This window comes from Arthrobacter sp. KUASC02, assembly GCF_059739395.1.
The window spans coordinates 2721416-2739892 of the sequence record NZ_AP046053.1 but is presented as its reverse complement, the minus strand read 5'-3'; the positions used below and the strand labels follow the sequence as shown (position 1 = coordinate 2739892).

Annotated in this window: 20 protein-coding genes and 1 pseudogene; 10 read left to right on the top strand and 11 right to left on the bottom strand. The window is 64.7% G+C overall.

Annotated features, from left to right (window positions below):
• The 3 genes from AC6JAC_RS12730 to AC6JAC_RS12720 form a co-directional block, all read right to left on the bottom strand.
• Positions 1 to 387 (bottom strand): VOC family protein, encoded by a 387-nt coding sequence (locus AC6JAC_RS12730; RefSeq protein ID WP_497964930.1) that lies wholly within the window; start codon positions 385 to 387, stop codon positions 1 to 3.
• 91 nt (positions 388 to 478) lie between these two features.
• Positions 479 to 1297: a hypothetical protein gene (locus AC6JAC_RS12725; protein WP_497964928.1), complete on the bottom strand. Its 819-nt coding sequence runs from the start codon at positions 1295 to 1297 to the stop codon at positions 479 to 481.
• Between the two features lie 72 nt (positions 1298 to 1369).
• Positions 1370 to 2182, bottom strand: coding sequence for an SDR family NAD(P)-dependent oxidoreductase (locus tag AC6JAC_RS12720; RefSeq protein WP_497964926.1), 813 nt, complete (start codon positions 2180 to 2182; stop codon positions 1370 to 1372).
• Between the two features lie 228 nt (positions 2183 to 2410).
• Here AC6JAC_RS12720 and AC6JAC_RS12715 point away from each other — a divergent pair, with 228 nt between their 5' ends.
• The 3 genes from AC6JAC_RS12715 to AC6JAC_RS12705 all read left to right on the top strand — a co-directional run bounded on the left by AC6JAC_RS12715 (position 2411) and on the right by AC6JAC_RS12705 (position 3533).
• A complete protein-coding gene (locus AC6JAC_RS12715) occupies positions 2411 to 2929 on the top strand; it encodes a flavin reductase family protein (RefSeq protein WP_347898815.1) in 519 nt (172 codons plus the stop codon).
• A complete protein-coding gene (locus AC6JAC_RS12710; protein WP_028272948.1) occupies positions 2926 to 3243 on the top strand; it encodes a hypothetical protein in 318 nt (105 codons plus the stop codon). Before AC6JAC_RS12715 ends, AC6JAC_RS12710 begins: the two co-directional genes overlap by 4 nt.
• 98 nt (positions 3244 to 3341) lie before the next feature.
• A complete protein-coding gene (locus tag AC6JAC_RS12705; protein ID WP_028272949.1) occupies positions 3342 to 3533 on the top strand; it encodes a hypothetical protein in 192 nt (63 codons plus the stop codon).
• A gap of 242 nt (positions 3534 to 3775) precedes the next feature.
• Here AC6JAC_RS12705 and AC6JAC_RS12700 read toward each other — a convergent pair whose 3' ends face one another.
• Together AC6JAC_RS12700 and AC6JAC_RS12695 are read right to left on the bottom strand one after the other, a co-directional pair.
• Positions 3776 to 4390, bottom strand: coding sequence for a carbonic anhydrase (locus AC6JAC_RS12700; RefSeq protein ID WP_028272950.1), 615 nt, complete (start codon positions 4388 to 4390; stop codon positions 3776 to 3778).
• Between the two features lie 399 nt (positions 4391 to 4789).
• Positions 4790 to 5602: an MBL fold metallo-hydrolase gene (locus AC6JAC_RS12695; protein WP_028272951.1), complete on the bottom strand. Its 813-nt coding sequence runs from the start codon at positions 5600 to 5602 to the stop codon at positions 4790 to 4792.
• Between the two features lie 212 nt (positions 5603 to 5814).
• On the opposite strand from AC6JAC_RS12695, the gene AC6JAC_RS12690 reads away from it, so the two are divergent.
• The 3 genes and pseudogenes from AC6JAC_RS12690 to AC6JAC_RS12680 all read left to right on the top strand — a co-directional run bounded on the left by AC6JAC_RS12690 (position 5815) and on the right by AC6JAC_RS12680 (position 7816).
• Positions 5815 to 6780: an amidohydrolase family protein gene (locus AC6JAC_RS12690; RefSeq protein WP_028272952.1), complete on the top strand. Its 966-nt coding sequence runs from the start codon at positions 5815 to 5817 to the stop codon at positions 6778 to 6780.
• 124 nt (positions 6781 to 6904) lie between these two features.
• Positions 6905 to 7369 (top strand): annotated as a pseudogene (locus tag AC6JAC_RS12685) (SRPBCC family protein); the annotation flags it as partial.
• Positions 7370 to 7414: 45 nt separating this feature from the next.
• Complete coding sequence (locus AC6JAC_RS12680) at positions 7415 to 7816, top strand: VOC family protein (protein WP_028272953.1); 402 nt, start codon at positions 7415 to 7417, stop codon at positions 7814 to 7816.
• An 18-nt stretch (positions 7817 to 7834) separates the two neighbouring features.
• Here the strand turns inward: AC6JAC_RS12680 and AC6JAC_RS12675 are convergent, their stop codons facing one another.
• The 3 genes from AC6JAC_RS12675 to AC6JAC_RS12665 all read right to left on the bottom strand — a co-directional run bounded on the left by AC6JAC_RS12675 (position 7835) and on the right by AC6JAC_RS12665 (position 10883).
• Positions 7835 to 8095 (bottom strand): hypothetical protein, encoded by a 261-nt coding sequence (locus AC6JAC_RS12675; protein WP_051629135.1) that lies wholly within the window; start codon positions 8093 to 8095, stop codon positions 7835 to 7837.
• A 210-nt stretch (positions 8096 to 8305) separates the two neighbouring features.
• Positions 8306 to 9754 carry an SLC13 family permease gene (locus tag AC6JAC_RS12670; RefSeq protein ID WP_028272954.1) on the bottom strand — a complete coding sequence of 483 codons (1449 nt, stop codon included), beginning with the start codon at positions 9752 to 9754 and terminating at the stop codon, positions 8306 to 8308.
• Between the two features lie 10 nt (positions 9755 to 9764).
• Positions 9765 to 10883: a PrpF domain-containing protein gene (locus AC6JAC_RS12665; RefSeq protein WP_028272955.1), complete on the bottom strand. Its 1119-nt coding sequence runs from the start codon at positions 10881 to 10883 to the stop codon at positions 9765 to 9767.
• 241 nt (positions 10884 to 11124) lie between these two features.
• On the opposite strand from AC6JAC_RS12665, the gene AC6JAC_RS12660 reads away from it, so the two are divergent.
• Entirely contained in the window at positions 11125 to 12063 is a 939-nt protein-coding gene (locus tag AC6JAC_RS12660) for a LysR family transcriptional regulator (RefSeq protein ID WP_028272956.1), read from the top strand.
• Between the two features lie 132 nt (positions 12064 to 12195).
• The gene (locus AC6JAC_RS12655; protein WP_028272957.1) at positions 12196 to 13209 is read left to right on the top strand and encodes an isopenicillin N synthase family dioxygenase; all 1014 of its coding nucleotides are present in this window, start codon (positions 12196 to 12198) and stop codon (positions 13207 to 13209) included.
• A 12-nt stretch (positions 13210 to 13221) separates the two neighbouring features.
• Here the strand turns inward: AC6JAC_RS12655 and AC6JAC_RS12650 are convergent, their stop codons facing one another.
• The 3 genes from AC6JAC_RS12650 to AC6JAC_RS12640 form a co-directional block, all read right to left on the bottom strand.
• Positions 13222 to 14625 (bottom strand): MFS transporter, encoded by a 1404-nt coding sequence (locus tag AC6JAC_RS12650; protein WP_497964921.1) that lies wholly within the window; start codon positions 14623 to 14625, stop codon positions 13222 to 13224.
• Between the two features lie 52 nt (positions 14626 to 14677).
• On the bottom strand, positions 14678 to 14950 hold the full coding sequence (locus AC6JAC_RS12645; protein ID WP_197025031.1) for a Rossmann-fold NAD(P)-binding domain-containing protein: 273 nt from the start codon (positions 14948 to 14950) through the stop codon (positions 14678 to 14680).
• A gap of 256 nt (positions 14951 to 15206) precedes the next feature.
• Positions 15207 to 15995 (bottom strand): sugar phosphate isomerase/epimerase family protein, encoded by a 789-nt coding sequence (locus AC6JAC_RS12640; protein WP_231511443.1) that lies wholly within the window; start codon positions 15993 to 15995, stop codon positions 15207 to 15209.
• Between the two features lie 357 nt (positions 15996 to 16352).
• On the opposite strand from AC6JAC_RS12640, the gene AC6JAC_RS12635 reads away from it, so the two are divergent.
• Both AC6JAC_RS12635 and AC6JAC_RS12630 read left to right on the top strand, forming a co-directional pair.
• Complete coding sequence (locus tag AC6JAC_RS12635; protein WP_028272960.1) at positions 16353 to 17342, top strand: substrate-binding domain-containing protein; 990 nt, start codon at positions 16353 to 16355, stop codon at positions 17340 to 17342.
• Positions 17343 to 17414: 72 nt separating this feature from the next.
• Positions 17415 to 18464, top strand: a complete 1050-nt coding sequence (locus AC6JAC_RS12630) for an ABC transporter permease (protein WP_497964918.1) — start codon at positions 17415 to 17417, stop codon at positions 18462 to 18464.
• Positions 18465 to 18477 lie beyond the last annotated feature (13 nt).

Genomic DNA, 18477 nt, shown 5'->3' with positions numbered 1-18477 from the left:
TCAAGCACCATCCGATCCGTACGGACGCGTGATCGCCTCCAGGAAATGCCCGTCAGGGTCCGCGAAGTAGACGCCGCGTCCACCGTCGTTGTGGTTGATCTGCTGTGGGCGGGACCGTCCCGGGTCCGCCCAGTAGGGGACGTTCTCGGCCTGGATCCTGGCGAAAATTCCGTCGAAGTCCTCCTCGCTGACCAGGAAGGCGTAGTGCTGCGGGGAGATCGGCCGGTCAGTCGTGGCGAAATCGAGGGTCACTCCGTGATCCAACGCAACGGTCACAAAGGACCACATGGCCTGGGGTGCCGGCAGTCCAAGCACGCTGGCCAGGAAGCTTGCCGAGCGCTGTTTGTCCGTTGCATAGACGATGGTGTGGTTGAAAGCGACTGTCATGGAGACCTCCTCGGGTGATTTTGTCTGTAACCATCTCGTCCGGGGCACTTCTCAGGTTTCAGGAGCGCCGGCTTCTTCCTTGAAAGTCTGGTCAGGCCTTGGCGACCGGCAGCACCAGCAGGTAGCCGGTCGGGATATCGGTGCTCCAGCGCCGCGGTTCGCGGACGACGAACTGCGTGGCCAACTGCTCGGGGGTGAGCAGGCTGTTGGGCGCCGGGGACGGTCCCCACTGCACGCCGCCGTACGGGTAGAGCGGATCTTGGACGCGGATTCCGGTGACCGAGAACTCCGGGAACTGGTCGGGATCGCCGAGGGATTCGAAGCCGCTCATCACCGATACGTGGCGGCCGCGCCACAGGACCAGCCCGACCGGCCGGTCCGTCTCGGCGATGGCACGCGCCGCGGTCCGCAGCGCTTCGCCGTAGTCAGCGACGCTGACGACGGCGTACGGCCCCATTCCGAGCTCGTTCAGCACCTGCGCCCAGCCCAAGGGGTTGGCACCGTTGAACGAGTTGAACGACCGTGCCCGGGCCATCTCCCAGAGCTCACCTTGCTGGGCACTGTCGGTCCACGTGCCGGCCCCTGCGTCGTCGATGAGGTTGTGCATGATCTGGATGCTCGCCGCCACACACCACTCAAACGTGTACTGCGGGACGAAGTCCCCTTCCCGGTAGAGGTTGAGGGCGAACGCTTGGGGCACCGGGGGCGGCGTGGGAATCGATGTCGGGGCCGGGGACGGGGTCAGCCGGGGAACGGGGACGTCGGCGGGGGCGGCTGGCGGGGCTGAAGAGGTCTGGATTGGTTGACCGGTGGTGGTCTCATCGAGTCTGGTCGCGGGCGTACAGGCCGAGAGGAGGGTCGCCAGGATGACTACCCAGATCAGAAGACGACGGAGCGGGGCACCGATCATGATCGGTCCAGTTTATCGCGATGAGGCGGAATTGGGTCCTGCAGGGATGGCACGCATGGCCCAGGCACCGGATCAGATGTCCGCCAGAGTCAGGACTGGCGGCGAACTTCCATCGATGTCCAGTACGCCGAGTTCCTTCGCAACCGCCGCGGCGACGAGCACCTGGCCGGTGCGCGACATCAGGTTCGGGTCGCGGAACAGCGCGTTGATCACCCGGCCGATGAACTCGGGGCTTTCGCTGGTGGAGAGATCGAACGCGCCACTTTCCGCCGCTGCCAGAACCGCCTCGGTTCGCACCAGGCCGGGGTAGAGCGCAATGACCGGTATATCGAACGGCTTCAGCTCGACCGCCATATCGGACGTCATCTTGTCCGTCGCCGCCTTGGCGATGCCGTAGATCGTGTTGCCGAGGTGGCGCTGCGCCGCCCAGAAGCTGATGTTGACGATTAGGCCTTGGTGCTGCGTTGTCATCATGCGCGCCGCGTGCGCCGAACAAACAAACGCCGCTCGGACGCCGGCGTCCATCATGCCGGACCAGCGGTGCATCGGCTGTTCCCAAAACGGGGCGGTCCACGTAAACGCGCCGCCTTCGACCATCTTCTCGTAGCCGCCCCAGGCGCAGTTGACCACGAGGTCGAGGGAGCTGCACTCGGACCGGATCACGTCAAAGACACTGACCGTCTCCTCGTCGCTGAGATGGTTGCAGCGCACTCGCCGCACCTCCCTCGGCAGATCCGCCCGGTCGATCGAGCGCCCCGTGCCATACACACGAAAGCCCGCTGACAAGAGGCCCAGCGCGACCCCTCGGCCTACCCCTCGGCTCGCGCCAGTCACAAGCGCCACGTATTCCGTCTGCGCTTCGGTGCGATCACCATCGTTGGTCATGCGACGCGGCCCCTGCCCACCCTCAAACCTTCGATTTCCACGATACGCGGGGCCTGAGTCCCCGGGCCAGCAATATGGACTGGACGAAGAATCACGTCCCCCGTTGGTTACTTTGTGCTTCGGGCGGTGAAGCCAGGTTGCGTTGCGCGTCGGTGCGTTTCGTTCCCGGTTGAACGGGGTGCGGGGCGGGTGGTTGGTTTGGGTGACCGGCCTTGAAAGGGATAGAACATGACCGAACATTTTGATCTCACCCCGCAGCGCCTGCGTCACGTGCTGGGCCATTTCGCCTCCGGGCTGACGGTGGTCACGGCTGCGACGGAGAACGGCCCGGCCGGGTTCACCTGCCAGTCTTTCTCCTCCCTTTCCCTGGATCCGGCGCTGGTGACGTTCAGTCCGGCCCGCAGTTCCAGCACCTGGCCGCTGCTGCGGGCCGCCGGCCGGTTCACGGTGAACATCCTTCCGGCCGGGCACCGGCATCTTGCCGCGCAGTTTGCCCGTTCGGGCACCGATAAGTTCGCCGGTGTGGGGTTTTCGGTGTCGCCGCTGGGTAATCCGGTGCTGGATCAGGCCCTTGCGTGGGTGGATTGCGAGCTGTACCGGGAGTACGACGGCGGCGACCACACCATTGTGGTGGGGTCGGTCCGTGCCCTGGGTGCACGGGACGGTGCCGGGCCGCTGCTCTTCTTCAAGGGCGGCTATTTCGACGGCGTGCCGTCCCGGGCCGGGCAGCTGGAAAGCGCCGCATGACACGGGCCAAGTCAGGGACCCGCCGGCTGCGGCGCCGCCCTGAGCAGCCGGCCGCCGGCACCACGACCAGTGCTGGCATTCATGGCCTCCGGGACAGCGTCCCGGACCACCCCGCGCAGGACTGGTCCGGCATAGAGGTGGGGGCAACCGTCCACGTCATTCCGCCCGCAGGGTTGCCATACCTCGGCCGGGTGGATGCCAAGACGCCCGACTCCGGAATTGCCTGGGTGGTGAGCCTGGAAGGCTCCGGCCGCCAGATGCATGGCAAGCGCGACGGCGTCCGCCTGCACTCTGTCCCGAGGCCGCCGTGGTGACACTCGGGTGCCCACCTTCTTCGTTGCTGCCTAAGCCGGCTGCTCGGGTTCGCCCAGCGAGAGCATCAGCCGGTTCGCCCAGTTAAGAACGCACTGCCATGGATCACGTCGGCGAGCTCCAGCGGATCCAGCCCCTCATCCTGCAGGGCCTCGACGTGGGCCGGAGTGAGCCGCGGGGAGTCTGCGCCAGTGCTGCCGCTGCCGCCGCCACCGCATTCCAGCGAGCCCCGAGGTCCGCCGAGGTGCCGTCGTCGAGAAGTCGCTGGACGTCGTCGTGCCGGTCCGTGTGAGGACGTCTTGCATCACCCTAGAAGCGCAAGGGGCCGGGGCTGAAGTTGTCTGACATGTACTGTCACTGCGGTTCGCACGGCGCAAAGCGGGGTCATTTTCCGCAACGAAAACGCGGTTCCGGGACGGGGAAGAGAGGACGTTGGCGAGTGCCAACGGGCACCAAAATGGGGGCATACCGGCCACAGAAAGCCCGCCCGCCACGTTCTATCCGGCGACGGGAGGCACAGGCCTCGCCAGGTTCCTAGAGGACGCCGGCTGTGGAGACGAGCTGCGCCCGACCCTCCTCGAGCCGGTACGCGACGCCGACCACCGCGGCGGAGTAATTGTCCACCGCGTCGAAGATCATCCGTGAACTGTCCATCAGCCGGCGCACGGTCTGCTTGACGTGCTCGACCACCATGTCGTTGACGTCCGTTTTGTCCTCACGGATCGACCTCAGCACCGACGGTGTGATCCGTTCCACCAGGTCGCGGATGTGGCCCGGGGGCGACTCTCCGGTTTCCACGGCTTCCTTCGCGGCCGTGACGGCGCCGCAATTGTCATGACCAAGGACGACGATCAGCGGGACGTTGAGAACCGAGACCGCGTACTCCAGCGAGCCGAGAACGGCGTCATCGATCACGTGCCCGGCTGTGCGCACCACGAAAACGTCGCCGAGGCCGACGTCGAAGATGATCTCCGCGGCGAGTCGGGAGTCCGCACAGCCAAAGATGACTGCGAACGGATTTTGGGTGTTCACCAGCTCGCTGCGGCGGGAGGCGTTCTGGTTCGGGTGTAGCGAAGCTTCCGTGACGAAACGCTCGTTGCCGTCAAGCAGCCGCTGCCATGCCTCGTAGGTGCTGATTCTGCTGCTCACCCTACTTACTGTAAAGGGGCGTGCCTGTAGGGGGCGCGCCGACCCACAGAGCGCCGACCCACAGAGGGAGGTCCGCTTCCGGGTGGTGTGCGGGACGGGTTGGGGGAAGGCTGAACGCGGGGGTTTGGCTTAGCCCATCCCGGCCGGCCCCGCCCAGGCGCCGCCGGCGCCGGTCCCGCCACCGCCGCGGTCGTCATCCCTGCCGCAGCGCGTGCAGCGCTTGTATCGGCCCCCGTCCTCGGTGTGCTCTTCGTGCCAATCGTGACGGAGATTCAATTTGCACAGCAGGGCCCTGAGCATGGTCTGCTCCGATCTGAGGCTCGCCCACTATCCCCATTGCCAAGGCAAGTCTAGGAGCGCCACCGCGGCCGCCGCCAGTGCATGCCAGTACTGGCCGGCTCAGGTCAGATGATCGAAGTCTCCTCGCGCCCACGCGTTGTGCCTTTGCGCAGAATCATGCAGAACGGCCCTGGCTCCGGACGCGATTGCATTGTTGAAGTTGCCGTAAATCCGGTCAAAATCGAGGTCTTCCAGCTGCGCGGCGATGCGCAGGGCCACCGCGCCGGAAAGCGGCAAATGATTCGGGTAGCTGCGCATGAACGCGATAGAGCGGCGGTCCGGATTCGGAAACACGCTGTCACCGGTTAGCAGGACTCCTCTGCCGCCGGCTCCTGCAGCCCACTGCGCCACCGCGCTGCCGGGGAAGTGCCCACCGGTCTGGTGGAGGGTCAACCCTTCGGCGACACTGTGAATGCCCGCCCAGTATTCGATCATCGGATCATGGCGGCCCAGCCATCGCCGGTCTGCCTCCGCCACAAGGACCGGGACGCCACCGAGCCGGTGCGACCACTCGACCTGCACGCCGAACATGTGCGGATGGCTCGCGGCGATGGCCAGGACCGGGCCTCGCTCGAGCACAGCCTTCGCAGCACTGTCGTCGACGTATCCGACCGGATCCCACAGCAGCGAACCCTCCGGTGTCACCACAAGCTGGGCAGTCTGGCCGATCCCGACTTTTGGCTCCGCCCGGATCCCGAAAAGTCCTGGCTCGTTCTCCTTCAGCGATAGCTGCTGGCCTTCCTGCGCCATCGCGTCCAGCGTGAGCCATTTTTGTCCGTCCTCGGGCACGTACTGCCGTTCATCGGCGCAGATCGGGCAGAGCGCCGGGGCAGGTTCGTCGCGTTCGACGGCGCAGGTTGCGCAGATCAGCATGGCTGGTCCCTTCCAAACGTCCTGTGTCCTGCTCGCCGCCTTCTTCTCCGTCGGCCGCAGGCTCGAGTGCCCAGACTATGGCACGCGAAAGTCTCCAAGGAAGAGAATTCCCCACACAAAAGACGGACCTGGCCACAGCGAGTAGATTGATGGCATCCGCTGATTTGAAGGCCTTGGGTCGGCGCACCGGGTACGTTGGGCAGGGGATCTGGATGAGTCGGCCGTTCCGAATTGATACTCACCAGCACATCGTTCCGCCTGAGTATGCGCGGTGGCTCAACGAGAAGGGCATCCGCCCGGGCGGCCTGCGCCTGCCCTCGTGGTCGGAGCGCTCCGCGTTGAAGTTCATGGACAGCCACGATGTGCAGGCGGCCATCCTGTCCCTGTCCACCCCCGGCGTCTACCTCGGGGACGCCCTGGAGGCGCGGCGGCGTGCGCGGGAGGTCAATGAGTACAGCGCGGACGTCGTAGCGGGCCGGCCGGAGCGATTCGGGTTCTTCGCGACACTGACGCTTCCGGACGTGGACGGCGCCCTGGCGGAGGCGGAATATGCCTTGGACAGCCTGCATGCGGACGGCGTCGTGTTGCTGGCCAACAACGACGGCCGCTACCTGGGCGATCCGGACTTCACGCCTCTGCTGGAGTTCCTGCACCACCGGCACGCCGTAGTGTTCGTTCACCCCGGCGAGCTCCCCGCTCCTGCGGTGCCTGGCATACCCACCTTCGCCGCGGATTTCTTACTCGACACCACCCGCACTGCTATCAGCTTGATCCTGTCCGGTGCGATGGAGAAGTACTCGGGAATCAAGTTCCTCCTGGCCCACGCGGGCGGCTTCGTGCCTTACATCGCCTTCAGGATCCTGCTCACGATGCTTAACCAAAAGGAGTTGGCCTTCAGCGCGTTGGCAGCGTTGATAGACGAGAAGCAATCAATCCTGCGGCGGTTCTACTACGACGTCGCCCTGTCTGCGAGCCCGTCGGCGCTGCCCAGCCTGCTCGAGGTAGCTGACCCTGGCCGCATCACGTACGGCACTGACTTTCCCTTCGCCCCGTCGATGGCGGTCGGGTTACAGAATGCGCAGTACGAGAGCTACCCGCTTGACCCCGTCCGGCGCGCAGCGATAGACCGCAACAACGCCGAGGCCCTGTTTCCCCGGCTGAAGGGTACCGGCGGCTAAATCGACTCCAGCAACGGGCGAGAGGCTTGTATTACTTAGCTGCGCAATTACACTGAAGCGCACATGGATGCACCCTTTAGCCGGGGAATTGCCGAGGCGAGCCCACCGAACCGGAGGATAGACGATGGCCGACCACCCGACAGAGGCTCGAAGCTTCACCCTTACCCGAATTTTGGCGGCATCGCGGCACGCCGTCTTCACGGCTTGGACCGACCCTGAGCACCTCGCCTGGTTCTACAACCCCGACATGCCCATGCCCGCCTCTCCCGTTGAAGTGGACCTGCGCGTTGGGGGTACCTGGAAACAGCAGATGGTCGTCAATCAAGACCGTAGCTACCCTACCGGGGGGACGTACCTGGAGATCGTTCCGGACGAACGACTCGTCTTCCGGTGGGGAGCAGCCGGCGGCTGGCCGGAACTCGACGGCGGGAACGAACTAACCGCCCCCATCGTCACAGTCCAACTCGCCGACGTCGGCACAGAAACGGAGCTCGCCCTCACGGTCCGGTTCCCCGGGCACCTCGGCATCGAGGAGGTGCAACAACTTATCCACGGCGGCACTCGAGAGGGTTGGGACATGACCCTGGACCGCGTCAAGGAGAGTACCGCCATCACCACCCGGAGAGCTGGACGCATGGCCGGGCCTCAGGTCTATGTCTTTTTCCCGGGAACGGCACGGGAAGCACTGAATTTTTACGCGGATGTTTTCGGTGGCGAGCTTTCCCTGTACACCTACGAGGACTTCGGCAGGAGCGACGGCGCACCAAACGCCATAGCTCACGGAGTACTCAGCGGCCTGGTAGCCCTGGCGGGATCGGATGCAGCCGAAGGCCAAACAACGGTCCGACTCGAAGGCATCATGCTTTCGTTACTGGGAACCGCCGAGCCGGCAGTCCTCCATGAGTGGTTCGACAAGCTCTCCGTTGACGGGTCCGTGATCGATCCCCTCTCACCAAAGCCATGGGGCGCATCGGACGGCCAGGTCGTTGATCGTCACGGACTCCACTGGCTTGTCGGATACGAGCCTGCGGCGTGAGCCGCGCACAGTGATGCCCTAGTCGCCTCTGTTTGTTGGCCGCCGGTAAACGCGCACGCCATCGCTGTGCAGAAACAGCGCGCGGCCCTTTCCGCCGTTTTGCTCAAGCCAGAGGACGCTGCCGTCCAGTGCGAGCATGTCGATGCGGCCCGACGCTATGGCCTGTCCGTGACCGTGGATCTCCACTTCGTCGGCCCGGGACAGCTTGGACCAGTTGGCCACTGGTTCAGGTGCCGGGGATCCGGTACGCGGTTTGGCGGGACGATGGCGGAAAGCCATGGGATTTCTCCTTGGTCGAGGTGGGCCGGGATGTCTTGTCTGGAGATCGATGTGGAAGGAGGCAGGGTGGCCCGTGGCCACCCTGCCTCCTTTGCGTGCTGCGCAGTTCTCGCGCCCGAATTTCGGGTTACCTGTTGCGATGGTGTGCGGGAACCGCAGCACGCGTGCCGGATGCTGAGTCCGGCGGTCTGTGGGACGGGCCGGGTCCTGTCACATGATGCCGGTGGGTACCAGCAGGACCCAGGCCAGGGCCGGTGCCACCAGCACTACGCCGCCGGCATAAGCCATCAATTGCTTGTAGACGCGCTGCCGGTCGTCTTCCCGGGCGTTGGCGACCACCAGCGCACCGTCGGTGGAGAACGGCGAGACATCCACCACCGTGGCAGCGATGGCAAGTGCTGCGACTGTACCGGAGGCGCTCAGCGAGCTGGTGGCCAGCAGCGGACCGGCCAGCGGAATGAACGCGGTCAGCAATGCCGTGGAGGACGCGAAGGCGGAGCCGACGCCGATGACGTAGCAGAGGACCAGTGCGACCAGCAGCGGTGCGCCCAGTGCCAGGGCCTGCTCGGCGAGGGTGTCGATGACGCCTACGTGCTGGAGCAGCGAAACGTAGGTGATCATGCCCGCCACCAAAAGGACTGTGGACCAGGAAACGCCACCAATGAAGGTCCGGTGTTCCTTGATGTTGACCAGTGCCAGCAGGAGTCCTGCGGAGAGGGCGACGAACCCGATCGGCATGTGGAAGCCGAGGGTGCACACCAGCATGACCGCAATCAAGGACAGGGTGAGGATCTGCTGTCCGTGGGGCCGGCTGGTTCGGGCGGTGTCGACGTCGGCCTGCTGGCCGCCTGCGCCGTCGCGGAGGCGGCCGATCAGGGCGAACAGGACGATGGTGAGGACGGAGAGTATGAGGTTCAGGGCGAAGCTGGCGGTGAAGAGCGCACCTTGTGAGATGGGAAAACCGTTCTTAAGGGCGATGTCATGCACCAGCACACCGGCCACGGACAGCGGGGAAAAGCCGCCGGCGTGGGCTCCGTTGATGATGAAGGCGCCCATCAGGACGGGATGGATGCGGGACTCGTAGGCAAACCCGATGGCTGCCGGTGCCAGCAGGGCGACGGCGGCCGGCGAGAAGGTGCCCAGTGACGTCAGCGCGGCAGCGATCAGGAAGAACACCCAGGGGAGCAGCATCGTTTTGCCCCTGACCATGCGCACGCAGGACTGGACGATGATGTCGATGGTGCCGTTGCGCTGGGCCATGCTGAAGAAGTAGGTGACCCCGATGATCGTCAGGACGATGCTGGCGGGGAAGTCCTTGAGGATTTCCTTGTCGGTCATTCCAAGCATGAAGTAGCCGACGCCGAAGGAAGCGACCAGCCCCATCACCCCGATGTTCAGCGGCCATTTCGTGGCGACGACGAACATAACGACGAGGATGACGAGCGGGATGATCTGGATTGCGGTCATGGTGTGCTCCGGTTCCGAGGTGGGAGCCGGATTGAAGATGTCACCCCCCAGCATGAGGGCAATCAACGCCAGGATCGCGAAACCGGCGGCCACCGCCACCAGTAGGATACGGCGGCGACGGGTTGGACGCCCGGGACCCTCGTCCCGGGTCTCGGCCGCAGCGGCGGCGGTGCGGTGCTCAGTTTTGGTCATGATGGTCTCCTCAGCGAGTGGCTCCCGCGAGGGAAGCAGCGACGGCGCTGCCGGGAACCTCGGGGAGATGGATGATGGTGGTGGCGATGGTGCGGGCCGTGCGGTCGACGCCGACAAGGAGCGTCCCGTTGTGCTCCTGGCTCCACGTCTCGATGACTCCGGCAGGCGTGCGGAGCCGGAGTGTGCTTCCCGGAGCGTCGCCCGTGATGCTGTGCAGCACGGTGCCGCGGGTGCGGGCCGCCAAAGTCAGTGCGATGCTGCCGGTGATGGCCAGCGCCGGGTGGGGCTTGCCCATGGAGAGCATCATGACGTTGACGTCGCAGGTCTGGTCTGTTGCCTCAGGGGCGGCGGCGATGGCGAGTTTGGGGATCGCCCGCGCCGCTTCAGCAGTGGTGGCGGCCAACCCCATCCGCACCGCCGCCTGCCGCCGGAGCTGCTCCAGGGTGTCCAGCTGCAGCTCCAGGCCGGCGCCCCAGCTGTCGTACCGGGCCGGGTCCAGGCCCAGCTCCTCGGCGCGGACAATCACCACGGGCGCTCCGGCGTCGACCATGGAAACCGTCCAGCGGGTTCCCCCTGCGGTGATGGTGTCGGTGGCCGCACCGGTGGGCAGCAACGCACCGGTGGTCTTGCCGCCAGGGTCCTGGAAACCGAGCCCCACGGGGTGGCCGGGAAACGGCACGCCGGGCATCCGCGCGTCAGGAACGCTGGCCAGAGCGCCGCCGGGGGTGGCCACGCGCTGGACGATGATCTGGTTCGTGTTGGTGTTGCGGGTGACGATCCGGGTGACGTCTCCGCTGGGGAGCACCCACCCCTTCTCGATGGCGTACAGGCCCACAACGGCTGAACCGTTGCCGCAGTTGCTGCCCCAGTCCACGGCTGCCTCTTCGATGCCCACCTGGGCGAAGGTGTACTCGACGTCGACGTCGTCGCCGACGGGCCGGTGCAGGATCACGGCTTTGCTGGTGGTCGAGGTTGCCCCGCCTACGCCATCGATCTGGCGGGGGTCGGGACTGCCGAACAGCCGCGGCAGCAACACGTCCAGGCTGGTGCCGCCCTCCTGAAGGTGCTCCGCTTCGAACACCCAGCACTTGCTGGTGCCTCCGCGCATCCATTGCGCTTCGATCTTCATGGTGGTTCCCACTTCTCCTCGTGCCTCAGATTTGGATGAGGACCTGAAAAGAGATTGAGCCAGATCACAATTTTAGACAATGTTGGATTTTCGAAGGGGGATGTAGAGTTACTTAATTCATTGCCAGCACAATGGCCTGTTCCCGAAGTTCCGTGCTCCGCGTCCCGGAAACTGCACGGGTATCCCGGGTTGAAGCGGCCTCCCGGCAGGGAATGAACCAAATTTGCAGAAGGGTGAAGCGTTGCTAAACGACGAGAAGCAGGATTTGTTCGACATACGGCGGCTGGCGCTGCTGCTTGAGGTGGTGGAGCAGGGGTCCATCACGGCCGCGGCCGAGCTAATGATGTACACGCCCTCTGCCGTCTCGCAGCAGTTGCGCAAGCTTGAGCAAGAGGTGGGGCAGCCTCTGCTCAACCGCCGCTCCCGCGGTGTGGTGCCCACCGAGGCCGGCCAGGTGCTGGCCGGCCACGCCCGCAAGATCGTCTGGCAAATGCAGGCAGCCCGGTCAGACCTGGACCAGATCGCCGGCCTGAAACGCGGGTCCCTGACCGTGGGCACCTTCCCGACCTTGGCCGGATCCTTCCTGCCTATCGTCATCCGGACGTTCAAGAAGCGCTACCCGGCCATCGGGCTTTCCCTGCGCAGCGCCCGTTTTGATGAACTCGTGGCGGATCTCCAGTCCGGAGTCACGGGGCTGTGCCTGCTCTGGGACTACCCCTGGAACCCGTTCCAGGACGATTCCATCCGCGTCACGGAGGTCTTCCGGGAAAGCACAGTGATTCTGGTGGCCCGCAGCCACAGGCTTGCCGACCGGGAGCAAGTGAGCATGGAGGACCTGCGCAACGAGTCCTGGATCGTGCGTGCGGAAGCCCACCCCGTGGTGGAGGTTCTGCAGCGTTCCGCCCACGATGCCGGGTTCGAACCCGAGATCGGGTTCCTGGCAAACGACTACCAGGAGGCCCAGGCCATGGTCAGCGTGGGAATGGGCGTGGCCATGGTGCCCAAGACCGCCGTGGCGCTCCAGCATCCTGACGTCAAGGTGCTGAGCCTTGGTTCCGCCGCCCCGCTGCGGCGGGTACTGCTGGCGCAGCGCGAGGACAAGGTCTACGCTCCGGCCGAGGTGGCCTTCCACTCCACCCTGCTGGAAATCGCCCGCGAACGGGCCGGCGACTACCTCTAGCCATTCGGTCAGGACTCAAGGGGTTGGCAGCCGAAGATTCGGCACCTGCCTGCCCAACGCCGCGGCCCGGCCGTACCATGGAAGCAGATATTTGCGCGGGGTTGCCAAGTTCGCTGAAAAGGACCCGAGACGTTGCCATTCGAAACACTGCCGGTAGTCGACATCTCCCGATTGAACGCTGGCCCGGAGGAGGCGTCGCAGTTCCGTGACGAACTGCGCAACGCGATGCATGAGGTCGGTTTCCTGTACCTTGCCGGCCATGGCATTCCGCAGGAGCTCACGGACGCCATGCTGGATGTGTCCCGCCGCTTCTTCGAGCTGCCCGAGGGGCAGAAGCTTGAGATTGAGAACGTCCATAGCCCGCAGTTCCGTGGTTACACGCGCGTCGGCGGAGAACTCACCGACGGCGCAGTAGATTGGCGCGAGCAGATCGACATCGGAGTTGAGCGCTCCGCGGTGGCCCCGGGCCCGGGCGTCGCGGACTACTGGCGACTCGAAGGGCCCAACCTGTGGCCGGAGGCGCTGCCGGAAATGCGGGGGATTGTCGCCGAGTGGATGGAACGGCTGAGCGCAGTCTCGTTGACTCTCCTGCGGGCCCTGGCGGTATCCCTCGGGGCGCCCGAAGACGCTTTTGACGACGCCTTCGCTGCCCGGGCCTTCCCCGTCCTCAAGGTTGTTCGGTACCCGGGGTCATCCCACGACGAACCCAAGCAGGGAGTGGGCTCCCACCGCGACGGCGGGGTGCTGACGCTCCTTCTGGTGGAGCCGGGCAAGGGCGGCCTTCAGGTCGAATACCAAGGGACATGGATCGACGCACCCCAGGTGCCCGGAACCTTTGTGGTTAACATCGGCGAGATGCTGGAGCTGGCCACGAACGGCTACCTTAAGGCGACCCTGCATCGGGTGATCTCGCCGCCTCGCGGCACCGACAGGATCTCCCTCCCCTTCTTCTACAATCCGGCGCTGGATGCGAGGATGCCGCAACTGGCGGTGAGCCCAGAGTTCCAGGCCAAAGCCCGCGGCCTGTCGGTTGACCCGACGAACAGTCCGATTCTGGAAACCTACGGGGACAACGCCCTTCGCTACCGCCTTCGGGCGCACCCGAACGTCGGTGGGGTGCACCACGCGGACCTGCTGACAGGCTGACGGCGCCCGTCCCTAGCCCGCCGCCCGTGCCGGCGTTTCGGTCGCCGCATAAGTCGCCGAGACCCGGCGGTAGACGGGAGTCAGGAACGCCAGCAGCGCGGCCGCGATCATGACAATCCCGGCGACCAGGAACACTAGCGCGATGCCGCGGGACGTGCCCTCGCCCAGCAACGGGGCCAGCTGCGCGGCGCCTTCAGAGGACCGCGCGTACGGGATGATCCAGACCTGGGCGATGGGCGCGATCAGGAACGCGGTGATTGGCGCTGCCGCGGACTCGAATGCCATGGCGAATCCGAACACCCGGCCTTGCCGGTGCAGGGGGACCACTTGCTGGATGACCGTCTGCTCGGCGGCCTCCACGAAAGGCACCAGGACCAGGTAGAGCCAGATGCCCGCGATGTACAGCCATGCCCACTCCCGCAGCGTAAACACCGCACCGAGTACACCCATCAGGATCACGGCGATGAGCATGGAACGCAACGGGTTGGACCCCAGGCCAAACTTTCCGATCAGTGCGCCACCGACGATGAATCCGGTGGCGCCCAGCGCGAAGTACGTCCCCCAAAGCTCAACGGGGAACATCTCGAGGCCGTAGGGATCCATCAACGCCATGTACACGCCGCCAATGAAGTTGTTGAACGTCGAAAACAGGATGAGCGCGAATAGCCCGGAGATGGCCAGCACGGCGGCGAGGGCGCCGCGCAGGTCGAATCCGCCGTGCGCGTCCGTGGCCGCTGCGCGCACCTCCTCGGGCATGCGCAGCGTGATCAGATGTGCGAATGCCAGGGCTGTGAGCGCCAGGGCGACGACGATCGTCCAGCCCATGCCCAGCAGCCCCACTGACAGCCCGGAGAGTACGGACGTGACGATGAACATCAGCCCCTGCACCATGCCCACCAGCCCGTTGGCGTTCGCTCGCCGATCCGGCTCGATGAGGATGGTGACCGTGGTGGACAGGGCGATGTTGCGCATGTTCTCCACCACCGCGCCAACCAGGATGACCAGCGCGAAGAGCCAAAACCACGGCTGCGTCAGGTCCAGCATCCAGGTGGCCGGTGTCAGCAGGAACATTACCCCGGACAGTACGAACATCATCAGCGTGAAGCCGGCGGCGAAACGCATCACCTCCAGCTTGCGGTAGCGGTCCACGAAGGTGCCGAAGCTGATGCTGGAAAGGGCGATCAGCAGCATGTACGCGCCGCCGATCACGCCGGTGGCGATCACGTTGCGCGTTTCCAGATACACCCAGAACGTCAGGGCGAACCAGAGGTAGCTGGTAGTGATGTTGGCCAAGGCGGTGTTCGCCAGGATGCCGGCGAAGGTCCGGGACCGCTGTTCCGGGCTGCGCAAGGACGTGTCGACGGCGCCGTCGGGAGCCGCAGCGGCCCTGGACGGGGCCGGTTCCTGCTCGGTCATGCGTCCCATTTTACTGACATCCGACTGCGGGGGACATGGCCGCCGCTGCGCTTTAGAAAAGTGTGATGCCGGTGAGTTCGGCGAGTTTAGCAGTGAGTCTGTCCTGGAACGTCGCGTCGGTAGCTTCCGGCGCCGGCAGGCGCTGCCGGCGGTGATACCAGTAACGGCCGGAGACCAGGGCGTCGGGGTCGTTGCTGACAGCCAGCCAGGCCTGGGTCTCGTGGCCCTTGGCCAGATCGTCAGGGGCGCCGGCGCCGCCCATCCTGGTGGGTACCCAGCCGGGGTCGACGGCGTTGCTGAGCACCGTGGGCCAGTGGCGGGCCACCGACGCGGACAGTCACTGCCCGGGCGTCGGCTGGACGCAAGCCCACGTGACGTATGGACTCGAGGACCAGCGGGCGGTCGGCGGGGTATCCGCTGTCAATGAGCATGAAGCCGGTTTCGTCTCGGACCACGATCCAGTTCGAAGCCGGTCCTTCAACGAAAAAGACGCCGGGTGCCTGCTCGGAAACGTTGCCTGCGGGGTGCCATTCATTGGCTCGGACGTGCACGGCTACATCCTAGCCGCCGCGCAGCAAGTGCTACAGCGATGGGGCGGGGTCCGCCGGGAAGCAGGCCAGTGCCGTGGCGTGGGCCTGCCGCAGGGCCTCCTTGACGGGCAGCTTACGATGTTCCTTCGACAGGATTTCCACACCCCAGGGACCATCGAAGCCAATCGCCTTCATTGTCCTGATAAACCCGGTAACGTCCTGGTCGCCCTGTCCGCACAGGCGGCGGTTATAGCGTGTGTCCTCAAAGAGGGAGCCCCTGATTTCGGCGTCCGCGTCGTTGAGTTCCACGCCGAAGATCTGTTGGGCCTCAAGGCTCCGGGACAGCTCGCCAAAGGTGGTTCCGGCACGGAAGACGTGCCAGTAGTCGACGACGAGACCGCATTCGGGCATGTCCACCTTTCGCATGAGCTCAGCAGCCGCCGGCACGCTTCCGACCATCGAAAACGGCATCGGTTCAAGAGCAATGCGGGTACCGCGCATCGCGGCCTCAGCTGTCAGGCGCCGGAGTGGTTCCACCAGGAAGTCGATGTCATTCAGCGGCGTGCCGATGGAAGTTCCTACTTTGATGAATCGGGCACCGAGCGTTTCGGCCGCATCAAGAAGGAGATCGAATTGAGGCCGCCAGTGGTGGACGAGGCTCTCGTCCCACCAGCCGCTCAGGAGTTCCACCTCAACATGGCGGAAGCCGGCGTCGTCAATGAGCTTCCTGAGGGCCGGGAAACCCAGCGTTGATCGTGCGGCGGCCAGGTCGTCGTGGGCCAGCCCAAAACCGGTCCACCCTGTGGAGGAGAGCGCCTCCAAACGATGAGTGATAGGCACGGGGCTTGTCTCCGGGACTTGCAGCGGCGCAACGTCGCCGGCGCTCGTCCAGCACGATGCGACAAGTTCCGGGGGATAGGTGCTGGTCATTGTTCTCCTTTGAAACAAATGAGGGCCGCCGCCCGATCTGTTGTGTGCGTTCCAGTATCAAACCACAAAGCGTTGGAACGGTCTACAGAATTATTGGAACGGTCTATTGACTTCATGAATCCCAGCATTCTAGAGTTGGAGCGTTCCATTCAGAGAGATGGATCACATCCGTTCACAACATTAGCGACCTCCGTATTCGCTCCATGCCCGGCATGCGACCGAAACGTTCACGACGGTCGAAATTGCGCGAATCAAAGGAGATTTCACGTGGCAAAATTCACTTGGCACCGGGGCGTTATGGCTCTCGCCGTCGTTCCGCTGCTGGCGTTGGCGGCGTGCTCAAGCGGCGGCAAGACCGAATCGGGAAGCGCCGGGGCCGCCGGCGCCGTAGCTGACACACCGCGCCTCAAGATCGCGATGATCACCCACGCTGCAGCCGGGGACACGTTCTGGGACATTGTCCGCAAGGGCGCAGAAACCGCTGCAAAGAAAGACAACGTGGACCTGCTCTACAGCGGAGACGGGGATGCCGGCCGCCAGGCACAGCTTGTGCAGCAGGCGATCGACCAGAAAGTGGACGGCATCGCAGTGACGCTGGCGAAGCCGGATGCACTAAAGGATGTCGTCCAGAAGGCACTCGCTGCCGGGATTCCTGTGGTGAGCTTCAACGCGGGCGAGGACCAGTACAAAGCACTGGGAGTCATGGCCCACTTCGGGCAGAGCGACAAGCTCGCCGGTGTCGCGGTGGGCAAGCGCCTGGCTGCAGAGAGCGTCAAGAACCCTATCTGTGTGATCCAGGAACAGGGCCACGTAGGGCTTGAGAACCGTTGCGCCGGCATCAAGGAAAACGTACCCGGGACGGAAATTGTGTACGTCAACGGTGCTGACATGACATCCGTTTCCTCAACTGTTACGGCCAAGCTGCAGTCGACTCCGAATGCGGACGCGATCGTCGGTCTTGGCGCTCCGTTCACGTTGACCATTGTCAAAGCCGTCAAGGAGACGGGCAGCAAGGTCAAGGTCGCGTCCTTTGACCTGAACGCAGATCTGGCCAAGGCGGTGGTGGATGGAAGCGTGGACTTTACCGTGGACCAGCAGCCCTACCTGCAGGGCTACGGCACCGTTGACGCCATCTGGGCGCAAAAAGTCGGTGGTTTCACCGTCGGCGGGGGCCAGCAGGTCTATACCGGCCCCGCCATTGTTGACAAGACCAACGCAGCGGACGTCTCCAAGTTCGCGCAGGCCGGCATCCGCTAGCTCACAGGCACACCTGGCTGCGGGAAGACCGGTCCCGGTTCTCCCGCAGCCAGACCAACAAGGAGTTTTTCCATGACACAGACGTTAGCCAAGCCGGCACCGCTGGCCGCAGATGAGCGCATAGGGCGCCGCAGCCCTCTTCAAAATCTGCTGGGCCGCCCGGAAGTCGGCGCCCTGGTGGGTGCCGTTGTCCTGTTCGTTTTCTTCTCCCTCGTATCTACCACGTTTATCCAGCCGAACGCTTTTGCCACTGTCCTGTATGGCAGCTCCACGATCGGGATCATGGCGGTGGGCGTGTCACTGCTGATGATCGGCGGCGAGTTTGACCTCTCCACCGGCGTGGCCGTCATTTCGTCCGCCCTGACGGCGTCGATGTTCAGCTGGTTCTTCAGCGTGAATGTCTGGGTGGGTGTGTTCCTGGCCCTGGCGGTGTCACTCACCATCGGTTTCATCAACGGCTGGATCCTGGTGAAGACCAAGCTGCCCAGCTTTATCGTCACGCTGGCCACGTTCCTGATGCTGACCGGCCTGAACCTGGCCCTGACCCGCATGATCTCCAACGGTGTATCGTCCCCGTCGATCGCGCAGATGGATGGCTTTGCCTCGGCCCGGGCGGTCTTCGCTTCGTCGGTGAACATTGCCGGTGTTGAAGTGAAGATCACCGTGTTCTTCTGGATCGTCCTGGTGGCCGTGGCGTCCTGGGTGCTGCTGCGCACCAAGGTGGGCAACTGGATCTTCGCCGCCGGCGGCGACGCCAACGCCGCCCGCGCCGTGGGTGTTCCGGTCAAAGCCACGAAGATCGGTTTGTTCATGGCGGTCGGTTTCTGCGGCTGGGTCCTGGGCATGCACAACCTCTTCGCGTTCGACGCCGTGCAGTCCGGTGAGGGTGTGGGCAACGAGTTCCTCTACATCATCGCCGCGGTGATCGGCGGCTGCCTGCTGACCGGCGGCTACGGCTCGGCGGTGGGCGGCGCGATCGGCGCGTTCATCTTCGGCATGGCCAACAAAGGCATCGTGTACGCGCAGTGGAACCCGGACTGGTTCAAGTTCTTCCTGGGCCTGATGCTGCTGCTGGCCACCATCGTCAATCTCATCGTCAAGCGCCGCGCGGAACTGAAGTAAAGGGGCCTCCGAG